Origin of the sequence: Halobacterium litoreum, assembly GCF_021233415.1 — an archaeon.
Lineage (GTDB): Archaea > Halobacteriota > Halobacteria > Halobacteriales > Halobacteriaceae > Halobacterium > Halobacterium litoreum.
In genome coordinates, this window is sequence record NZ_CP089466.1 from 2,592,527 (window position 1) to 2,611,180 (window position 18,654).

General features: G+C 69.4%; 20 protein-coding genes. 6 read left to right on the forward strand and 14 right to left on the reverse strand.

Annotated features, from left to right (window positions below):
• Positions 1-15: 15 nt before the first annotated feature.
• The 9 genes from argF to LT972_RS14195 all read right to left on the reverse strand — a co-directional run bounded on the left by argF (position 16) and on the right by LT972_RS14195 (position 8,834).
• Positions 16-897 carry an ornithine carbamoyltransferase gene (gene argF / locus LT972_RS14155; protein WP_232571030.1) on the reverse strand — a complete coding sequence of 294 codons (882 nt, stop codon included), beginning with the start codon at positions 895-897 and terminating at the stop codon, positions 16-18.
• The gene (locus LT972_RS14160) at positions 885-1,895 is read right to left on the reverse strand and encodes a [LysW]-lysine hydrolase (RefSeq protein WP_232571031.1); all 1,011 of its coding nucleotides are present in this window, start codon (positions 1,893-1,895) and stop codon (positions 885-887) included. The genes argF and LT972_RS14160 overlap by 13 nt, the downstream gene beginning before the upstream one ends.
• On the reverse strand, positions 1,892-3,004 hold the full coding sequence (locus LT972_RS14165) for an aspartate aminotransferase family protein (protein WP_232571032.1): 1,113 nt from the start codon (positions 3,002-3,004) through the stop codon (positions 1,892-1,894). The genes LT972_RS14160 and LT972_RS14165 overlap by 4 nt, the downstream gene beginning before the upstream one ends.
• Positions 3,001-3,825, reverse strand: a complete 825-nt coding sequence (locus tag LT972_RS14170) for an acetylglutamate/acetylaminoadipate kinase (RefSeq protein ID WP_390226294.1) — start codon at positions 3,823-3,825, stop codon at positions 3,001-3,003. The genes LT972_RS14165 and LT972_RS14170 overlap by 4 nt, the downstream gene beginning before the upstream one ends.
• Positions 3,826-3,832: 7 nt before the next feature.
• Positions 3,833-4,903, reverse strand: coding sequence for an N-acetyl-gamma-glutamyl-phosphate reductase (gene argC, locus LT972_RS14175; RefSeq protein WP_232571034.1), 1,071 nt, complete (start codon positions 4,901-4,903; stop codon positions 3,833-3,835).
• Positions 4,903-5,772, reverse strand: a complete 870-nt coding sequence (lysX, locus tag LT972_RS14180; protein ID WP_232571035.1) for a lysine biosynthesis protein LysX — start codon at positions 5,770-5,772, stop codon at positions 4,903-4,905. The genes argC and lysX overlap by 1 nt, the downstream gene beginning before the upstream one ends.
• Before the next feature lies 1 nt (position 5,773).
• Positions 5,774-5,938 carry a lysine biosynthesis protein LysW gene (lysW, locus tag LT972_RS14185; RefSeq protein ID WP_232571036.1) on the reverse strand — a complete coding sequence of 55 codons (165 nt, stop codon included), beginning with the start codon at positions 5,936-5,938 and terminating at the stop codon, positions 5,774-5,776.
• Positions 5,939-6,165: 227 nt separating this feature from the next.
• Entirely contained in the window at positions 6,166-7,617 is a 1,452-nt protein-coding gene (argH, locus tag LT972_RS14190) for an argininosuccinate lyase (RefSeq protein WP_232571037.1), read from the reverse strand.
• A complete protein-coding gene (locus LT972_RS14195; protein ID WP_232571038.1) occupies positions 7,614-8,834 on the reverse strand; it encodes an argininosuccinate synthase in 1,221 nt (406 codons plus the stop codon). Before LT972_RS14195 ends, argH begins: the two co-directional genes overlap by 4 nt.
• A 373-nt stretch (positions 8,835-9,207) precedes the next feature.
• Here LT972_RS14195 and LT972_RS14200 point away from each other — a divergent pair, with 373 nt between their 5' ends.
• Both LT972_RS14200 and LT972_RS14205 read left to right on the forward strand, forming a co-directional pair.
• Positions 9,208-9,402 (forward strand): DUF7554 family protein, encoded by a 195-nt coding sequence (locus tag LT972_RS14200; protein ID WP_232571039.1) that lies wholly within the window; start codon positions 9,208-9,210, stop codon positions 9,400-9,402.
• A 38-nt stretch (positions 9,403-9,440) separates the two neighbouring features.
• On the forward strand, positions 9,441-9,968 hold the full coding sequence (locus LT972_RS14205; RefSeq protein WP_232571040.1) for a 2'-5' RNA ligase family protein: 528 nt from the start codon (positions 9,441-9,443) through the stop codon (positions 9,966-9,968).
• A 375-nt stretch (positions 9,969-10,343) separates the two neighbouring features.
• Here the strand turns inward: LT972_RS14205 and LT972_RS14210 are convergent, their stop codons facing one another.
• The gene (locus LT972_RS14210) at positions 10,344-12,530 is read right to left on the reverse strand and encodes an ATP-dependent DNA helicase (RefSeq protein WP_390226325.1); all 2,187 of its coding nucleotides are present in this window, start codon (positions 12,528-12,530) and stop codon (positions 10,344-10,346) included.
• 139 nt (positions 12,531-12,669) lie between these two features.
• Between LT972_RS14210 and LT972_RS14905 the strand changes: the two genes are divergently transcribed.
• Entirely contained in the window at positions 12,670-12,804 is a 135-nt protein-coding gene (locus LT972_RS14905; RefSeq protein WP_269780534.1) for a DUF7331 family protein, read from the forward strand.
• A 49-nt stretch (positions 12,805-12,853) separates the two neighbouring features.
• Here the strand turns inward: LT972_RS14905 and dpsA are convergent, their stop codons facing one another.
• Both dpsA and LT972_RS14220 read right to left on the reverse strand, forming a co-directional pair.
• Positions 12,854-13,393, reverse strand: coding sequence for a DNA starvation/stationary phase protection protein DpsA (gene dpsA, locus LT972_RS14215; RefSeq protein WP_232571042.1), 540 nt, complete (start codon positions 13,391-13,393; stop codon positions 12,854-12,856).
• 106 nt (positions 13,394-13,499) lie between these two features.
• Positions 13,500-14,447, reverse strand: coding sequence for a cation diffusion facilitator family transporter (locus LT972_RS14220; RefSeq protein ID WP_232571043.1), 948 nt, complete (start codon positions 14,445-14,447; stop codon positions 13,500-13,502).
• A gap of 86 nt (positions 14,448-14,533) precedes the next feature.
• Between LT972_RS14220 and LT972_RS14225 the strand changes: the two genes are divergently transcribed.
• Complete coding sequence (locus LT972_RS14225) at positions 14,534-15,046, forward strand: metallophosphoesterase (RefSeq protein ID WP_232571044.1); 513 nt, start codon at positions 14,534-14,536, stop codon at positions 15,044-15,046.
• Between the two features lie 87 nt (positions 15,047-15,133).
• On the opposite strand, the gene LT972_RS14230 is transcribed toward LT972_RS14225, so the two are convergent.
• Positions 15,134-15,778 (reverse strand): ArsR/SmtB family transcription factor, encoded by a 645-nt coding sequence (locus tag LT972_RS14230; protein WP_232571045.1) that lies wholly within the window; start codon positions 15,776-15,778, stop codon positions 15,134-15,136.
• A 117-nt stretch (positions 15,779-15,895) separates the two neighbouring features.
• Here LT972_RS14230 and LT972_RS14910 point away from each other — a divergent pair, with 117 nt between their 5' ends.
• A complete protein-coding gene (locus LT972_RS14910; RefSeq protein ID WP_269780535.1) occupies positions 15,896-16,024 on the forward strand; it encodes a DUF7859 family protein in 129 nt (42 codons plus the stop codon).
• On the opposite strand, the gene LT972_RS14235 is transcribed toward LT972_RS14910, so the two are convergent.
• Positions 16,021-17,037: a threonine aldolase family protein gene (locus LT972_RS14235; RefSeq protein WP_232571046.1), complete on the reverse strand. Its 1,017-nt coding sequence runs from the start codon at positions 17,035-17,037 to the stop codon at positions 16,021-16,023. The two genes, LT972_RS14910 and LT972_RS14235, sit on opposite strands and share 4 nt — an antisense overlap.
• A gap of 107 nt (positions 17,038-17,144) precedes the next feature.
• Between LT972_RS14235 and LT972_RS14240 the strand changes: the two genes are divergently transcribed.
• Positions 17,145-18,254 carry an aminopeptidase gene (locus tag LT972_RS14240; protein ID WP_232571047.1) on the forward strand — a complete coding sequence of 370 codons (1,110 nt, stop codon included), beginning with the start codon at positions 17,145-17,147 and terminating at the stop codon, positions 18,252-18,254.
• The last annotated feature ends 400 nt before the right edge of the window (positions 18,255-18,654 follow it).

The window sequence follows — 18,654 nt, forward strand, 5'->3', positions numbered from 1 at the left end:
CTTAGTCCTCCCGTTCTAGTCCACCAACTCGACCAGCACCGCCTTCTGGGCGTGCAGGCGGTTCTCGGCCTGCCGCCACACCACCGAGTTCGGGCCGTCGATGACGCCCGCCGTGACCTCCTCGCCGCGGTGGGCGGGCAGACAGTGCATGAACGCCGCGTCGCCGAGGAGCGCGTCGTCCACCCGGAACCCCTCGAAGGCCGAGAGGCGCTTCTCGCGTTCGGCCTCGTCGCCCATGCTCACCCAGACGTCCGTGTAGACGGCGTCCGCGCCCGCCGTCGCCGCCTCCGGGTCGTGGCCGACGTCGACGCTCCCGTACTCGCTGGCGCGCTCGACCGTCTCCGCTGCGAAGCCGTACTCGGCGGGCGTGGCGGCCTGCACGTCGTAGCCCGCCATCGCCGCGCCGACGAGGAACGACGCGCCGACGTTGTTCGCGTCGCCGATCCACGCCACCGTCCCCGAGTCGCCGACGACCTCGCGGAGCGTCAGCAGGTCGGCGAGCGTCTGGGCCGGGTGCGCGGCGTCCGAGAGGCCGTTCACCACCGGGACGCCGGCGTTCGCCGCCAGCGTCTCCAGGTCGTCGTGGCTCCCGACGCGCGCCATCACCGCGTCCGCGTACAGGCCGAGCGCGCAGGCCGTGTCCGCGACCGGTTCGCCCCGGCCCAACTGGATGTCGTCCTTGCCGAGGAAGACGGCGTGCCCGCCGAGTTGGGTCATTCCCACCTCGAAACTCACCCGAGTGCGCGTCGACGGCTTCTCGAACAGCATCGCGAGCGTTCGGCCGGCGAGCGCGGTGTGGGGGATGCCGTCGGCCTGCGCCTGTTTCAGCGCGGCCGCGTCGTCGAGCACGCTCGCCAGTTCCTCGGGTGTCAGGTCGTCTATCGTCAGGAAGTGCATAGTTGCTGAGCCGCCGTCGTGAGTACCTCGACGCCGCGGTCGAACGCGGCGAGGTCGATGCGTTCGTCGGGCGCGTGGTCGAGCGCCGAGTCGCCGGGGCCGTACGTCGCGACGGGGCAGTCCCACGCAGCGGCGTAGAGGTTCGCGTCGCAGGTCCCGGTCTTGCGGACGTGCGTCGGGTCGCCGCCCGCGTCGCGGACGCCCGCCCGGAGCGCGCCCGCGACCGGGGTGCGCGCGTCCGCCGCGAGCGCCGGCATCGCTTCCGTCCACGTCACGTCGCCGGCCTCGGTGCAGTCCGCGACCGTCGCCCGCACGTCGCTGGCGGTCGTGTCGGGCGGCAGGCGGAACTCCACGTCTACCGTCGCCTCGAACGCGGTGCCGTCGTCGGCGAGGCCGCCGTCGAACGAGACGGGCTTGACCGTCACCGACTCGAACACCGACTCTCCGGAACCGAAGGCGGCCTGCACGCGCTCCGTCCACGCCGTCGCGCGCTGGACGGCGTTGGGTTCCGGACGCGACGTGTGCGCGCTCGCGGTCGAAACCTCGTAGGTCGCGCGCGCCAGCCCCCGGTAGCCCACCGCGATGGCGTCCCAGCCCGAGGGTTCGCCGTTCACGACTGCGTCCGGTTCCGCCCGGTGCTCCACGAGGTGGCGCGCGCCCGCCGACGTGGTCTCCTCCTCGACGACGCCCGCGAACGACGCGCCCGTCTCGACGCTCGCGGCCGCCATCGCCGCCAGCGGGCCGGTCGCGTCCACGCTCCCGCGCCCCCACAGTTTGCCGTCTTCTTCGCGAACCTCGATGTCGCCCGGAACGGTGTCGACGTGGCTCGTGAGCAGCACCGAGTCGTCGCCGGGCGCGCGGACGTTCCCGACTTCGTCGGTCCACGCGTCGCGGCCCTCGCGCTCGAAGTAGTCCACGAGGACCGTTGCGGCGTCGGCTTCCGCACCCGAAACAGAGGGGGTCGAGACGAGGTCAACGAGGAGGTCGCGGGGCGTCACAGCACCGCCTCCAGCGCCGACGCCACCGTCTCGACGTCTCCCTCAGACACCGTCAGCGGCGGGAGGAAGCGCACTACCGTCCGACCGGCCGGGAGCGCGAGAATCCCGTGTTCCATCGCGAGACTCGGGAGCGCGCGGTTCGCCCCCCGTTTCACCTCGACACCGACTAGCAGACCCTCGCCGCGCACGTCCCGAACCGGGAGGTCGGCGAGCTCGGACTGGAAGTGCGCGCCCACCTCGCTCGCGTGGCCCGCCAGCCCCTCGTCCTCGATGACGTCGAGGGTGGCGAGCGCCGCGGCGCAGGGGACGGGGCCGCCGGAGAACGTCGACCCGTGGTTGCCTGCGTCCTCGGCAATCCAGCCGGCGCACAGCGTCGCGCCAATCGGGAGGCCGGACGCCAGCCCCTTCGCGACCGTCAGGACGTCGGGTTCGACGCCCGCGTTCTCGCACGCCCACAGGCTCCCGGTGCGCCCGAGGCCGGTCTGAATCTCGTCGAACACGAGCGCCGCGCCCGCGTCGTCGCAGGCCTCGCGGGCCGCCGCGAGGTACCCCTCGGGCGCGGGGTTCACGCCGCCCTCGCCCTGCACGGGTTCGAGCAGGACGGCGGCTGTCTCCTCGTCTACGGCCTCGGCGAGCGCCTCGCTGTCGCCGTAGTCCACGAACTCGACGTTCTCGGGCACCGCGAAGCCCTCGCGGTATTTCGGCTTCCACGTCGCCGCGAGCGCGCCGAGCGTGCGCCCGTGGAACGCGCGCTTGGCCGCCACCACCTTCTCGCGGCCGGTGGCGTGGCGCGCGAACTTCAGCGCCGCCTCGTTGGCCTCCGTCCCCGAATTACAGAGCCAGACGTTCGAGCAGTCGCCGGGCGCGAGCCCCGCGAGGCGGTCGTACAGCGCCGCGCGCGTCTCGGTCGGGTACGACCCCTGCACGAACAACAGGTCGCTCGCCTGCTCCTCGACGGCACTCACCACGTCGGGGTGGCAGTGGCCGACCGGCGCACACGCGTAGGACGCGCCGAAGTCGAGGTACTCGGTGCCGTCCTCGCCGTACAGGTGGACGCCCTCGCCGGACTCGATGCCGATGGGTTTCTCCCCGAAGACGAATCCGCTCATACTGCCTCCGGGTCGAAATGCGTCCCCGCGCCGGAGAGCGCCCGCACCACGGGGTCGCGGGCGTTCGCGTCCGACACGACGACCTCCTCGGCGCCGCTTTCCAGGGCCTCCGTCGCGGCGAGTACCTTCTTCGACATGAACCCCTCCGCGGCGTCCTCCGCGGCCGCGAGTTCGCCGGGCGTGCGCACCGCCTCGATGAGCGACCCCTCGTCGTCGGGGTCCTCGTAGACGCCCGCCACGTCCGTCAACACGACGAGCGTGGCGTCCAGCGCGCCAGCGACGGCGGCCGCCGCGCGGTCCGCGTCGGCGTTCACCGCGGTGCCGTCGTCCGCGAGCATCGGCACCGACACCACGGGCACGTAGCCCGCGTCCAGTTGGGCGCACAGGAGGTCGGTGTTCACGTCCGTAATCTTCCCCGAGTGGTCGCCGCGGCGAATCTTCTTCTTCCCGTCCTCGACGACCTTTACGGCGGACTTCCGCGGCCCCGAGAGCAGACTGCCGTCCACGCCGTTCAGGCCGACGGCGGGCACGCCCGCGTTCTCGAACGCCGCGACGAGGTCGGTGTTCACCTTCCCCATCGCCATCGTGAACACGCCCATCGTCTCCGCGTCGGTGAACCGCCCGGTCATCCCGGACGGCGACTCGACGTATTCGGGCTCCTTCCCGTAGTCGTCGAGCGCGTCGTCCACCGCGGTCGACCCGCCGTGGACCACGACCACGTCCTCGTCGTTCACCGTCAGGTGCGCAACGTCGGTCACGGCACCCGCCGGGTCGACGGCGCGCGCGCCGCCGATTTTGACGACTACCGTCACGCGAGCCACCCCCCAGTCATGGACTCCCCACCGGGTGCATCCCGTACTGTTCGAGTCCCGCCGTCTCCGCGAAGCCGAGCGCGACGTTCGCCGCGTGGACGGCCTGCCCGGCAGACCCCTTCACGACGTTGTCGATGGCCGAGAACGTCACGACGCGGCCGTTCTCGGGGTCCACCTCGAAGCCAACCTCGGCCTTGTTGGTGCCGGCGACGGCCTTCGGTTCGGGGTAGCGGTAGACGCCGCTCCCGCCCGCCACCGTCTCCACGAACGGCTCGTCGCCGTACGTCTCGCGGTAGGTGCCCCAGAGGTCGGTCTTCGAGACCGGTCCGTCGGGGAACACGTGACAGGTCGCGCTCGCGCCCCGCACCATGTCCACGGCGTGCGCCGTGAACGACACGGAGAGCCCGAGTTCCTGCTCGATTTCGGCCTCGTGGCGGTGGCCGGTCGGCGCGTACGGGCGCACGACGCCCGAGCGCTCGGCGTGCGAGGACGCCGCGCCGCCGCCGGCGCCGCCCTCCGAGGAGCCGACTTTCACGTCCACGACGACGTGTGCGCCCTCCAATAGGCCGGCCTCGGCCAGCGGGAGCAGCCCCAGAATCGTCGCAGTGGCGTTACAGCCGCCGCCCGCGATGAGGTCCGCGCCCGGTAGGTCGTCGCGGGAAATCTCGGGGAGCGCGTACACCGCGTCTTCGAGGTGTTCGGGCGCGCTGTGGCCGTCGTACCAGTCGTCGTACTGCGCCTCCGTTTCGAGGCGGAAGTCCGCGCTCAGGTCGACGACGGTGCCGGCGGCGTCCCGCCACGCGTCGACGTGCTCCATCGCGACGCCGTGGGGCGCCGCCGCGAACAGCACGTCCACGGAGTCGAGGTCCGACGGCTCCGAGAACCGCAGGTCGAGGCCGCGGAGGTTCGGGTGGACGCTGCCGACGGTCTTGTTCGCGTACTCGCGGCTGGTCGCCTGCGCCACCGCGAATTCGGGGTGGCCGGCGAGCAGGCGCAGGAGTTCGCCGCCCGCGAACCCGCTCGCGCCGACGACGCTCGCCGTCGTCGTCGCGCTCTCCTCGTCTGTCGCGTCTCCGGTCACTGCCATCACGCGGTAACCTCCACGGTCTGAGCGGCTTTCGTCTCCAGCCAGTCCACGACGGCGGCGGGCACGTCCACGCCGGTCGCGTCGTTCAGCGCCTTGAACTCCACCGTGTGGTTCACCTCGTGAATCGTGTAGTCGCCCGATTCCGTTTCCATTGCGTCGACCCCGAGCAAACCGCCGCCCACCGCGTCGCTCGCCTTCGCGACGAGGGCCGCGAGTTCGTCGTCGACCTCGAAGTCGGCCGTCTCGGAGCCCTTCGCGGCGTTCGTGAGCCAGTGGTCGCCCGAGCGCGTCATCGCCGCGATGGGCTCGCCGTCGGCGGCGAGCACGCGCACGTCGCGGCCCGGCTTCTCCACGTACTCCTGGACGTAGAACACGCTGTGCTCGTAGTGCCCGAGCGTGTCCTTGTGTTCGAGGATGGCCTCGGCGGCGCTGCGGGACTCGATTTTCGCCATCAGGCGCCCCCACGACCCGACGACGGGCTTCAGCACGCAGGGGTAGCCGTACTGTTCGATGGCGTCGAGCGCGCTCTCCGTGGTAAACGCGACGGTGGTATCGGGCGTCGGCACGCCCGCATCCGCGAGCGCGAGACTCGTCTCGGCCTTGTCCGCGCAGACCGACGCCGTCTCGGCGCTGTTCACGACGGGGACGCCGTAGGACTCACAGAACCGCGTGAGGTACGTCGAGCGACTGGTGGCGAGACACCGGTCGACGACGATATCGCAGTCCGCGAGGGGGGCGTCGGTGCCGTCGAGCGCGAAGCCGTGCTCGCGCACGTCTATCTTCGTCACGTCGTGGCCGCGCTCCCGGAGTTCCGTCAGGAGGAGTTTCTCGTCCCGACGGATGCGGGAGTAGAGGATGCCGACGTGCAACTCACTCCCCCCAGTCCTCGGCGAGGTCCGGCGCTCGCTCGAGGGTCGGGGGAGCGGTGTCGACGACTTCCAGCTCGGTGCCACAGGTGCCACAGTCCAGTATCTCGCCCGCTTCGGCGTCGTCGTGCACGGCCACGTCGGCCCCGCACTCGGTACACGTGCTCATTACACTCCTGCCTACACCGGCATACTACTTAAGGTAATCGAACCTGTCAAACAAATTAAACAAACTGTACGGCACGCTACTGGCGCGAGAGCGCCGAAAAGGGCGAACAAAGCGAAACCGATACCGAAGTCAGAGAGTTGTCTATTTGCCCCAAACGGGGCGGTCGTCGCGGTCGCGGCGCGGCCGCGGTGCTGTCGACGGCCGCGACGGTCGGCGCTCCAATCAGTTCAGACATAGGCGGCCACCTCCGCGTCCAGTGCGGCCGCCGCGTCGGTCAGCGCCTCGCGGCGCGCGGCCACGGCGGCCTCGTCCTCGGCGACGCCCTCGACCACGTCCCCGAGCGCGTCGCGCACTGCCGCAGGCGCGGGGCCACCGGTCGAATCGCGGGACGCCACGCTCTCCACGGGGTCGAGCGCCGCCGCGACGACCTCGGGGTCGGCGAGGTCGGATAGCGACTCGCCGGTCACCTCGCGGGCGGCCGCGTCCACCGCGTCGAGGTCCGCGCCGCGTTCGGCGGCGAGCGCGACGATTTCGTGCGCCTCGCGGAACGGCAGCCCCGCCGCAGCGAGCGCGTCCGCGACGCCGGTCGCGGTCGAGAACCCCTCGGTCGCCGCGGCTTCGAGGTCGTCGGCGGGCCAGTCGGCGGTCGCCACCGCGCCAGCGGCCACCTCGGTCGCCTCGGTCACGCAGTCGGCGGCGCGCCACGCGTGGGTGGTCGCGCGCTGGAGGTCGCGGTTGTACGCGCGCGGCAGGCCCTTCAGCGTCGTCGCGAGCCCCTGGTACGCGCCGACGGCGTCGCCCGCCGTCCCGCGCACCAACTCCATCGAGTCGGGGTTCTTCTTCTGGGGCATAATCGAGGACGTCGACGCGTAGTCGTCGTCGACGTCGACGAACCCGCGGTTCGCGAAGAACACGACGTCCTCGGCGAGCCCCGAACACGTCACCGCGACTGAGGCCAGCGCCGCCACCGCCTCAAGCAGGAAGTCGCGGCCCGCCGCCGCGTCTGTCGCGTTCGTCACCACGCCGTCGAACCCGAGCAACTCGGCGGTGCGCTCGCGGTCCACGTCGAAGGTGGTGCCCGCGAACGCCGCCGCGCCCAGCGGCGACTCGTTCGCGTGGTCGAACGCCGCCAGCAGGCGAGTGGTGTCGCGCGCGAGCGTCCCCTCGTAGGAGAGCGCCCAGTGCGCGACGGTCGTCGGCTGCGCGGGCTGCAGGTGCGTGAAGCCGGGCATCACGGTCTCCGTCTCCGCGTCGGCCACGTCCGCGAGCGCGCCGCGGAGCGCGAGCACGGCGTCGAGCGCGCCCAACAGGTCCTCGCGGAGGCGGTGGCGGATGCAGGTCGCCACCTCGTCGTTGCGCGAGCGCGCCGTGTGCATCTTCCCGCCGACGCGCCCGATACGGGAGACGACCGCGGACTCGATTGCCTCGTGGACGTCCTCGCCGTCGGGCAGCGCCTCGAAGCCCGCGGCCTCCACGTCGTCCAGCGCGCCGAGAATCTCGCTCGCTTCCGCGTCGGTCACGATGCCCTGTTCGGCGAGCATCACGACGTGCGCGCGGTCGACCGCGAGGTCGGCGTCGAAGATGCGAACGTCCGCGTCCATCGAGGAGAGGAACGACCGCGCGGGGCCGCCGCTGAAGCGGTCGCGGCGCACCACCGTGCCGTCGTCCTCTCCGCTCATTCCTCGCTCCCCGTGTCCCCGCCGTCCGTCGTCAGTTCGGGCTTGCTCGCGTTCGCGAGGCGCGACTGGAAGCCGTGGTACTTCGCCACGCCCGTCGCGTCCTCTTGCTCGATGCCGTTGACCGTCTCCGTGTCGAACGAGGCGGCGTCAGCCGAGTAGACGGCGTGCTCGCTCTCGCGAGCGACCGGGCGCGCCTGCCCGCCCTCGAATTTCACGGTCACGGTGCCCGTGACCTGCTGTTGGGTCTCGTCCACGAACGCGTCGAGCGCGCTCACGAGCGGGTGGTCGGCGAGCCCCTCGTAGGCCTTCTGGGCCCACTGCTGGTCGACCTGCTGTTTGAAGTCGCGCTCGTCTTTGGTCAGCACGAGGCCTTCGAGGGCCTCGTGGGCGGCGAGCAGCGTGGTGGCCGCCGGGTGCTCGTAGTTCTCGCGCACCTTCAGGCCGAGCATGCGGTCTTCCATCAGGTCGGTGCGACCCACGCCGTAGCCGCCGGCGAGGTCGTTCAGGTACTCGATTAAGTGGACCGGCTCCATCTCGTTCCCGTCGACGGCGACGGGGACGCCCGCCTCGAACTCGATGTCGACCGTCTCGGTCTCACCGGTCGGGGCGTCGGTCCAGTCGTAGATGTCCTCCGGCGGCACGTAGCCCGGGTCTTCGAGGTCGCCGCCCTCGACGGAGCGACTCCAGAGGTTCGTGTCGATGCTCCACTCGCCGTCGTTGCCCGCCTCGACTGGCAGGCCCTTCTCGGCGGCGTAGTCGATCTCCCACTCGCGGGTCAGGCCGAGTTCGCGGACGGGCGCGCAGACGTCCATGTCGCTGGCGCGCCACACCGCCTCGAAGCGCAGTTGGTCGTTGCCCTTCCCCGTGCAGCCGTGAGCGAGCGCCGTACAGCCCTGCTCCTCGGCCACGCCGAGAATCGCCTCGGCGATGACCGGGCGCGCGAGCGCGGTGCCCAGCGGGTAGCCCTGATAGGTGGCGTTGGCCTTCACGGCGCCGAAGCAGGCTTCGGCGAACTCGGCCTTCGCGTCGACCACGTAGTGTTCGACGCCGAGCGCGTCGGCCGTCTCGTGGGCCTCGGCGAACTCCGAGTCCGGCTGGCCGACGTCGACGGTGACGCCGATGACGTCGTCGTAGCCGTACTCCTCTTTCAGCAGCGGTACGCAGACTGTCGTGTCGAGCCCGCCCGAGAAGGCGAGCGCGACGGTTCCTCCTGTCATGTGTTGTGTGTGTTGTCGCGACGTTCGAAACGCGGTGCGGCCGACCGGGACCAAAGAGTAGGTAGTAGTGGGGTCTAAGCGGACCCCGGTCGTCGCGACGAGGAGGAACGCGCGGCCGACCCGCGGGAGGCCGCGGAACGAACGAGCGGCGTAGCCGCGAGCCGTGTGCCCGACCCGCGGGAGGCCGCGGGCGGCGTAGCCGCCGGGCTCCGGGACGTCGAACCCGCGGAGTGAGTCGGCGGCGTCATCGTACCCGACGAAACTACCTCCGCCATCATAAGCGTTGCTCGCTACACAGTCACACACCCTTCTCGTCAGCGAGCGAATGAGAACGGCCCGAACGCTCTTCAGCGTCGTGTCTGTACGCCCGTCTATGCCGACATCACGGGGCGACATCGACACGGACAGCCTGCTCAAGATAATCCTCGTACTCGTGGTCGTGTGGCTCGCGCTCGAAGTCATCGGCGCGCTCATCGAATCCCTGGCGGCCGTCCTCGGACTCGCCCGGCCAATCGTCGGGCTCGCGGTGCTCGCGCTCATCGTGCTCTGGCTGCTCGACGAAATCTAAACGCCAGCGCTTTCACGCTCCGTCCCGGACAGACGGGCGTGTACAGCGTGAACGCGCCGGTGCCGGCGTCGGTCAAGGACGTCGCCGCCGACCTCCGGCCCGCGCTCACCGGCTTCGACCGCGTGCGCGAACGCCACGAGCAGACGCTCCTCGTCAAGCGCGTGCCCGCCGACGACCGGAAGGAACTCCGGACGGCGTGGCAGACCGCCAAGGACGCGCTCGCCGGCGCGCCCGCCGTCGAAGCCCGCGTCTCGGAGGTGGACACCTTCCAGAACCCCCCGAACGGCTCCAGCCCCGTCGTCTACCTCGCCGTCGAGAGCCCCGGCATCCACGACCTCCACGCGCGCCTCTGCTCGGTCTTCGACCCGGTGCCCGTGATGGAGGGCGGCGACGACTACGACCCCCACGTCACGCTCGCCCGCGACGCCGACGGCTTCCAGGGCCGGCGCGCCGTCGACAACATCGACGGCCGCCAAGTCGGCCCGGTCACGTGGACTATCGACGAACTCCACCTCTACGACGCCACCTACGGCGAACGCGTGGACTCTATCTCGTTGCCGGCGTGAGTTCTCGTACTGTTTGAAAATTGGCGTTGCTACCGTGAACGCTACCTCCTCGAAAGCCCCGAGATTGTGGACTCGGTGCGCTCGCTGCGCGCTTCACTCGCTTCGCTCGTTCCAGTGCTTTCGTCGCGCGCCTTCGTCCACAATCTCGCCCCTTTCAGTCCCGCCCGGTACCGGATGACGCGCCCGCTGGAAACACGCCTACCGACCAACTGGTGTTAGGTGGGACTGAAAGGGGCGGAGCGGTCGACTGCGCCCGGGCGAAGCAAGCACGCGACCGGCGGGAGCGCGCGCAGCGAGCCCCGGCGTATCGACCGCTCCGGGGCTTTCGAGGACACGTCGGCGGCACTGGCCGAACTGCCGGCTGTTGAAATTGGCTCAGGGACTAGGCGGGTCGCCGTCGTAGGCGTCCAGGTCGCCGTAGAAGTTCAGCATCGAGAACCGCAGTTTCTCGGGGTCGATGTCCACGAGTTCCTGCCGGTCTTCCGGGGGGAACGTGGGGTTGACGCTGTACTTGCGCATCGCCGTCCGGCTCTCTTTCGTGTACCGGCGGTCGACGAGCATCCGGACGCCGAAGTCCTCGGGCGACCGAATCACGCGCCCCATCGCCTGCCGGGTCTTGCGGACGGTGGGAATCTCCACGGCGTACCGCCAGCCGGCGTCCTCCTCGTGGTGTCTGTCGTCGCGGCCGTCGAACGTGCGGGTGTAGGCGTCCTGGACGGCTTCGGCGCGCGCGTCGAGGTGTGGGTAGGGGACGCCGACGACGGCGACGGTGCGGGCGTCGTCCCCGTCGAAGCTCACGCCCTCGGCGAGCGTACCCCACAGCGACGTGAACAGCGCGCCGTTGCGGTCGGCGACGAACTCCTGTCGCAAGTCCTCGGCGGCGACGCCGGGCTGGTCGAGGTAGCGGGTGGTGTCGGCGTCCGCGAGGAGGTCGTGGTAGCGCTCGGCCTCGGCGTAACTCGGGAAGAAGAAGAGGCAGTTCCCGGGCGTGAACCGCACCGCGTCGCGGAGCGCGCCCGCGACCTCGTCTTGGACCGAGGGGTCCTCGCGGTTCGAGGAGAACAGGGGTTCGGTGTCCACCGCGAACGTCCGGCGGCGGTCCTCGGGGAACTGCAGGCCGTACGCCATCGTCACCGGGTCGTCGAGGCCGAGCACGTCGCTCACCACGTCGAACGGGCGGAGGGTCGCCGACATCAGGACGGAGGCGTGGACGGCGTCGAAGAGGTCCGTCGTCACCTCGCGGGGGATGCAGGTGTAGAGTTCGGCGCGCCCGTACACCTCGTCGGTCTGCTCGTTCCGGCGGACCGCCGCCGTCGGGTACTGGCCGAGGTCGTTTCCGCGCTCGATGTACGCCTCCACGAACTCCGCGACCCGGAGGACGTGGCAGTCCCGGCGCGTCGTCGTCTCCCCGTTCCGGTAGGCCTCCTCGTACTCCTCGTCTAAGTACTCGCCGAGGCCGAGCGCGTCGGTCACGTCCTCCTTGATGCCGGGCCCGGTGTACGACTGGAGGAAGGCCAGCGTCAGGTCGTCGCGCCGGTCGTCGTTCGCGACGGGCACGTCCTCCCAGTTCTCGCCGACCTCGGACTTCGCGCGCGACGGCCCCTTTCCGCCCGGGCCGAAGGAGTCCTCGTAGGTCTCCACGAGCGCGTCCCGGAACGCCGACACCACGCGCTCGGCGGCCTCTCCCCGGTCGTCCTCGACTTCGTCGAGTTCCGCGAGCGCGCTGTCGAGGCTGTTCTCCGTCAGTTTCTCCGCGGCGTGGTCGCGGGCCGCGTCCTCGACGTTGTGCGCCTCGTCGAAGACGACCACCACGTCCTCCGGGTCCCGACCCAGCCAGCGGAAGAACTGCGCGCGGATGCCGGGGTCGAGCAGGTGGTGGTAGTTACACACCGCGAGGTCGACGCCCTCGATGCCGTCCTTCAGGAGTTCGTACCCGCAGAGGCCCTGCTGCTCGGCGTACTCGTAGATGTCCTCGGGGGTGCGCACGCCGTCGTACAGCCACTGGTAGAAGTCGTCGTTGTCGCCGACGAGGTTCTCGTAGTAGCGCTCGCAGACGTTCCCCTCCTGGAGGTCTTCGAGGTCGTCCTCGACGGCTTCGAGTTCCTCCATCACGGACTGTCGGGCTTCCGCCGCCGCCTCGTCGCCGTCCTGGGCCTCGTCTAAGAGGGCCTCCTGGCGCTCCTCCAGTTGGCGCTTGTCGCGCTCGGCGTCCACGAGTTCGTGGGTGTTGTCCCGGAGCACCTGGCACTCCTCGTAGTTCACGTCGATGTGACACATCGACCCCTTCCCCTTGAACACGACCGCGCGGATGGGTTCGGCGTCGTGAATCTCACGGGCCTCGCGGACGAACTGGCGCATCTGCTGGTGGACGTTCGTCGTGATGACGACCGTCTTGTTCTCCTCGCGGGCGTGCGAGAGCGCCGGCGCGAGCGCCGCGAGCGTCTTCCCCGTCCCGCAGGCGCCCTCGAACAGCACGTCCCGGCCGGTGTCGAGGGCGTCCCGTATCTCGTCCATCGCCGCCCGCTGGTTGTCGTACGGCGAGGGCTTCGGGAAGAACTGCAGGTAGTCGGGTGAGTCGCTCGCGGCCACGATGGCGGGTCGTTGGTCGCCACGCCGTATAAACGTCAGCCCGTCTTCTCGCCGAACCGAGGTTTAGGCCGACCAAAACGTATATTCGGCTGCGGCCCGGTACTCTCTGCTGATGGCACTCTCGCAGGACGACGACGGCGAGACGGTCTCGGCGTTCCGCTCGTCGCCGGACCGCACCGTCTTCACCGAAGCCGACAACCCCGACGGCTGGCTCTCCACCGACTACACCGTCGACGTCGAACGATAGGAACGACGCACAGCGCGCCGACCGAAAAATCAGTATCTGTCTTCGCGGTCTACTCGCCGACGACCAGCGTGTCGTCCTCGAGGTAGTGCTCGACGTGGTGGGCGTCGTCCTCGACCTCGACGAGGTTCTCGCGCAGCATCTCGGCGGTCGCGTGGTCGCCGAGGTTCGACGCGAGGTCGACGTGCTCGCGCAGGCTCTCGATGACGTCCCCGTACATCGCGAGGTCGTTCTCCAGGGACGTCCGGATGTCGTAGACGTCCTCGTCCTCGGGCTCCAGCGAGGACTCGGCTTCGAGGGTCGCGCCGCTCGCGTGGGGTACGCCGCCCAGCGCCTGCACGCGCTCCGCGAGTTCGTCCGCGAACGCCTCGGCGTTCTCGGCGGCGTCGCCGAGGAACAGGTGGAGGTCGCGGAACTCCGCCCCCTCGACGTTCCAGTGGTGTTTCTTCAACTGGTGGTAGAGGACGTACGTGTCCGCGAGGTCGGCGTTCAGCGCGTCGACGACCTGCTCGGCCTTCTCCGCGTCCATCCGGAGCGCTTCGGAGCCCTCGACGTCACCGGCGTGCGCGCGTACTTCTTTCTGGGTGCTCATGACAGTCACCTATTCGACCGCCCGCCACTTAAAGATTTTTGCCAAATAGAAATTCGGTTACGGAATCGGAAAACAACGTTCGCGAAACGACCACGCCGCGGCGGGGTCAGGCCTCGGTCTCGGGTTCCACGTACACCTTCGACACGGCGGGGTTCGCCTCGCGGAGCGCGTCCTCCAGTGCCGTGATGCGGTCGTCCATCGCGTCCGTGTCGAACCGGTCCGCGAACGCCACGTCAGCCGTCACAACCACCTCGTTCGGCCCGAAGTAGACGGTCCGGAAGTCCGCTATCGACTCCACGCCCTCGAACGTCCGCACCACCTCGCGGAGTTCGTCCTCGTCGACCTTCGGCAGGCTCTCGCCGAGCAACAGCCGCTTGTTCTCCCACGCCAGCGCCACCGCGAAGCCCATCAACAACACCCCGATGAGCAGCGCCGACGCCGCGTCGTACATCGGATTGTGGGTGAGTTGGGTGAGCAGGATGCCGGTCAGCGCCGTCACCAACCCGAGCAGGGCGACGGTGTCCTCCGTGAGCGCGGTGAGCGTCGTCGTGTCGCTCGTCCGCCGGAACATCTCCCGCAGCGACTCCCAGCCGTGGCGCTCCATCTGGCGTTTCGTCTCCTTCCACGCCTTCGCGAACGCGTAACTCTCGAACCCGATGGCGCCCACGAGCACGACGTAGTTCACCCACACGCCCGGGAACTGATACCCCAGCAGGGACGCCTGCTGAGAGAGCGCCGCCTCGTGGTGGGTGAGCGCGCTGTACCCGTGTTTCGCGGACTCCCAGCCCGCGATGCCGAACAACATTACGCTCACGAGAAACGAGTAGAAGAACTGCGCCTTCCCGTACCCGAACGGGTGCGAGCGCGTCGGGTCGCGCTCGCCGTACCGCAGGCCGACGAGCAGGAACACCTGGTTCCCGGTGTCCGAGACCGAGTGGTACGTCTCCGAGAGCATCGCCGGACTCCCGGTCACGAGAAAGCCGAGGAACTTCAGCACCGCGATGGCCCCGTTCGCGAACAGGGCCGCGAGCACGACCGTCTTGCTACCAGCCATTGAACGCGGTTCTCCCCCGCCACACAAAGGCGTTCCTGCGCGTCCGTCGCGTAACAGTCACCACGCGCCAACGTCTACCCAAGGTCATGATTGCCGTCCTCTCGGACACCCACAGCGACTCGGGCCACGAACTCGCGGGACGCGCCCGCGACGCCGTCGAATCCGCCGACCTCGTCGTCCACGCCGGCGACTTCACCAGCGAGACCGCCCTCGACGCGTTCCACGACGCCGCCGACACCCTGTTCGCGGTCCACGGGAACGCCGACTCGCCCGCAGTCTGCGACCGCCTCCCGACGGCGCGCACGTTCGACGTCGAGGGCGTCACCGTCGCGCTCACGCACCGCCAGCAGGGCGGCGAAATGGGGCTGTCGCTGTTCGGGCGAGAACGAGACGCCGACCTCGTCGTCTCCGGACACACGCACGCGCCGACCGTCGCGGAGACGGCCGACGCGGTGCTGTTGAATCCGGGGAGTCACGCCGACCCGCGCGGCAACCCGGTGGCGCACGCCGAACTGTATCCCATGGACGGCGGCGTGCGCGGCGAGGTCAGAACCCGCGACGGGGGCGTACTGCGTGAGTTCCGTGTGGAGGGCCGATAGCGCCAGCGAGGGCGCAGGCCACGTCGGCCTGTACCACACCCTACGGAGTAGGGTGTCAAGTAGGCGACGTACACTCAAAAAACCGTTTTAGCCACGCACGAACCACGCGGCGGCGACGAGCGACAGCACCAACAGCCCTCCGAGGAAGAACGTCGCGCCCACGGGGAGCGCGGCCGCGCCGGAACTCCCGGCGTCCGCGACGGTCTGGGCCTGGTCGCCGCTCTGTGCCACCAGCCCGGACACCTCACCGCTGGTCTCGGTCGCACTCCCCGGACTCGGGCCGGGCGCCGACAGCCCGCTCCCGACGACGCGCTGGACGACCAGACTCGCGAGACCGAGCAAGCCGACGCCGCCGAGCAGGCTCGTGAGCGCCGTCTGGACGTCCTCGCCCTCCTCCTCGCTGCCCGCGAACAACACCACGGGCGCGTCACAGGGCGCGTACACGCTCATCTCGCGCCCCTTCGCGGAGTACTTCGTGTCACACTCCTCGATGAGTTCGGCCTCTCGGAGGTTGTCGAGGTGGTACTGGGCGTTCTGGAGCGACGTGTCCACGTCGTCTGCGAGTTCCGACGGCGTCGCGGGGCGGTCGTGGAGGGCGGCGTAGAGACTCCGGGCGGTGCCCGAAGACAGCGCCGACAGCAGGCGGTCCGCGTCGTCGGAGTCGACGCCCACCACGCGAGGGTCTCCCTCGCTGGCGGTCGGCTCCGACTTGGAGGGCAGCAGGCCGGACATGCCCCCCTGTTTGAGCCAAACTACAATGAATTTTGTCGTAATATCGCGCCCGAATACCGTCGCCTCCTCTCCGCACCCCGCCGAAACCACTATTGCCTCCGACCGGCACCACCACGTATGGTGGAGTTCGGACCCACGTTCTACATCCTCGCAGGCGCAGTCCTCCTGTTCGTGTTCTTCATGTTCCTGTTCATCCGGCGCACGCTCACCGGGTTCCGGGAGGGCATGGACGAGGGGAAGCGCTAGACGACGCGCTCGACCGCCGCGACGGCCTCGTTCACGTCGCCCGCGTCCACGTCGAGGTGCGTGCAGAACCGCACCGTGTAGTCGCCGAACTCCGAGCCGAGGACGCCCTCGTCCTCGCAGTCGTCGAGGAACTCGGCGGCCGTCACGCCAGCCTCGGTCGTGTCCACGAGCACGATGTTCGAGTCCGGCTCCGGGACGGACAGCCCCTCGATTTCGTCGAGTTCGCTCGCGAGTCGCGTCGCGTTCTCGTGGTCGTTGGCGAGCCGCTCGCGGTTCTCCAAGCCCACGATGCCCGGCGCGGCGATTATCCCGGCCTGCCGCATTCCGCCGCCCAGCAGTTTCCGGACGCGGGTCGCGCGCTCCACGAACTCCTCGCTCCCCGCCAGCATCGACCCGACGGGCGCGCCCAGCCCCTTCGAGAGGCAGAACATCACGGAGTCCGCGGGCGCGAGCAGGTCGCTGGCGTCGACGCCGAGCGCCGTCGCGGCGTTGAACACGCGCGCGCCGTCGACGTGAACGGGTAGCCCGAGGTCGTGGGCGGCGTCCGCGGCCGCCGCGAGTTCGCCGGCCGGCGCGGCGGCTCCGCCCTTCGCGTTGTGCGTGTTCTCGAGGCAGAGCAAGCCGGTGCCGGGCCGGTGGAGGTCCTCCTCGACGTACCCCTCGCGCACCTGTTCGGGGGTCGGACAGCCGTTCTCGCCGCCGTCGAACGTGCGGACCTGTAGTTCGGCGTGCTGGGCGAACCCGCCGAGTTCCCACTTGTAGACGTGGCTCTCGCGCTCCACGAGCGCCTCCTGTCCGCGCTCGGTGTGGACGCGCGCCGCGATTTGGTTGCCCATCGTCCCCGTCGGGACGTACAGCGCCGCCTCCATCCCGACCGCTTCGGCCGCCCGCGCTTCGAGGTCGTTGACTGTCGGGTCCTCGCCGTACACGTCGTCGCCCACGTCGGCGTCCGCCGCGGCCGCCCGCATCTCGTCGCTCGGTGTCGTGACCGTGTCGCTCCGGAGGTCTATCACGGCTCTGGGTGCGTGCCCGAGGGACAAAAGTTAGTGCGTCCCGGCACCCTGTCGGGAAACTGTATCGTTTCGAAAGACCCTTGGGCCAGTTTCGGAGAGTGTAGCGCATGGACTCCCGGATTCGGAGGCACGCCGAAATCATCGTCCACCAAGCCATCGACTTGCAGCCCGACGACGACGTCGTCGTGAGCATGCCGCCCGTCGCCGAAGACCTCGCCGTCGCCCTCTACGAGCAGATCGGCGAGGTCGGCGCGAACCCGATGATGGTCGCGCGCGGCGACCGCGGCATCGGCACGGACCGCGCGACCCGCGCGTACCTCCGCGCGGTCGACGAGGACGACCTCTCCGAACCGGAACACGCCCTAAAACTGTTCGAGCACGCCGACGCCGCGGTCGTCGCGCGCCCCCACGAGAACGTCACCGAGCAGAGTGACGTCAGCCCCGAGAAGGGGTCGGCGTACGACCGCGCGTACCGCGACGTGCTGAACGCCCGCCTCTCCACGAAGTGGTGTCTCACACAGTACCCCGCGCCCGCCGACGCCCAACTCGCCGGGATGTCCACGGAGGCCTACGAGGACTTCGTCTACGACGCCGTGAACAAGGACTGGGACGCCGTCCGCGAGCACCAAGAGCAGATGGTGGAAATCATGGACGGCGCCGACGAGGTTCACATCGTCTCCGGTGACACGACGGACGTGACGATGAGCGTGAAGGACATGGTGACGCTGAACGACTGGGGGACGAACAACCTCCCCGCGGGCGAGGTGTTCACCGCGCCCGTTCCGGACTCCGTGGAGGGCGAAGTGCTCTTCGACAAGCCAGTCTACCACAACGCCCGCGAGGTGCAGGGCGCGTGGCTGAAATTCGAGGGCGGCGAGGTCGTGGACTTCTCCGCCACCCAGAACGAGGACGTCCTCGAGGGCATCCTCACCACCGACGAGGGGTCGAACCGCCTCGGCGAACTCGGCATCGGGATGAACCGGGACATCGACCGGTTCACGTACAACATGCTGTTCGACGAGAAGATGGGCGACACCGTCCACATGGCGCTCGGCCGCGCGTACCCCGCGACGGTCGGCGAGGGCGTCGAACAGAACGACTCCGCGAAGCACGTCGACATGATCGTCGACATGAGCGAGGACTCCTACATCGAGGTCGACGGGGAAATCGTGCAGCGCAATGGGACGTTCAAATTCGAGGACGGATTCGAAGGGTAGCGAGACGCCGAACTAGTGAGGCGTTTCGGGGACGCGACCGGGGAGCGCGTGGCCGACCGACGGGAGGCCACGAAATGTCGAGCGGTGACCGAAGGGAGCCGCGAGCGCCGTCTTTTTAGCGTTCTCACGAGCGGCGCGAGTGAGAGCACGGGAACGCGTCGCGTTCCCGGCGTAGATTTTTGCGGTAGGTGGTACGTCCCCGGAGTCTCACCGGCGGTTCAGATTCCTGTGTATTTCGCCTGTACGTCGCGTTTCTCGCGTCCCACGACTGGCCACAAGACGTTTAGTACGACCAAAGTGGGGCAGAAATCGCACGCGCGCCGCTACCGGACGGTAGCGCCGGTCTCCCGCCCTGATATGCTACCATTTACCATCCGGTGTTTTAAGTCAGTGGCGTGTG

Bases quoted from the DNA above. Each gene is read 5' to 3' on its own strand.
- argF (WP_232571030.1), bottom strand. From the start codon at position 897: ATGCACTTCCTGACGATAGACGACCTGACACCCGAGGAACTGGCGAGC.
- LT972_RS14165 (WP_232571032.1), bottom strand. From the start codon at position 3,004: ATGAGCGGATTCGTCTTCGGGGAGAAACCCATCGGCATCGAGTCCGGC.
- argC (WP_232571034.1), bottom strand. From the start codon at position 4,903: ATGGCAGTGACCGGAGACGCGACAGACGAGGAGAGCGCGACGACGACG.
- lysW (WP_232571036.1), bottom strand. From the start codon at position 5,938: ATGAGCACGTGTACCGAGTGCGGGGCCGACGTGGCCGTGCACGACGAC.
- argH (WP_232571037.1), bottom strand. From the start codon at position 7,617: ATGAGCGGAGAGGACGACGGCACGGTGGTGCGCCGCGACCGCTTCAGC.
- LT972_RS14195 (WP_232571038.1), bottom strand. From the start codon at position 8,834: ATGACAGGAGGAACCGTCGCGCTCGCCTTCTCGGGCGGGCTCGACACG.
- LT972_RS14200 (WP_232571039.1), top strand. From the start codon at position 9,208: ATGCCGACATCACGGGGCGACATCGACACGGACAGCCTGCTCAAGATA.
- LT972_RS14905 (WP_269780534.1), top strand. From the start codon at position 12,670: ATGGCACTCTCGCAGGACGACGACGGCGAGACGGTCTCGGCGTTCCGC.
- dpsA (WP_232571042.1), bottom strand. From the start codon at position 13,393: ATGAGCACCCAGAAAGAAGTACGCGCGCACGCCGGTGACGTCGAGGGC.
- LT972_RS14220 (WP_232571043.1), bottom strand. From the start codon at position 14,447: ATGGCTGGTAGCAAGACGGTCGTGCTCGCGGCCCTGTTCGCGAACGGG.
- LT972_RS14225 (WP_232571044.1), top strand. From the start codon at position 14,534: ATGATTGCCGTCCTCTCGGACACCCACAGCGACTCGGGCCACGAACTC.
- LT972_RS14230 (WP_232571045.1), bottom strand. From the start codon at position 15,778: ATGTCCGGCCTGCTGCCCTCCAAGTCGGAGCCGACCGCCAGCGAGGGA.
- LT972_RS14910 (WP_269780535.1), top strand. From the start codon at position 15,896: ATGGTGGAGTTCGGACCCACGTTCTACATCCTCGCAGGCGCAGTCCTC.
- LT972_RS14240 (WP_232571047.1), top strand. From the start codon at position 17,145: ATGGACTCCCGGATTCGGAGGCACGCCGAAATCATCGTCCACCAAGCC.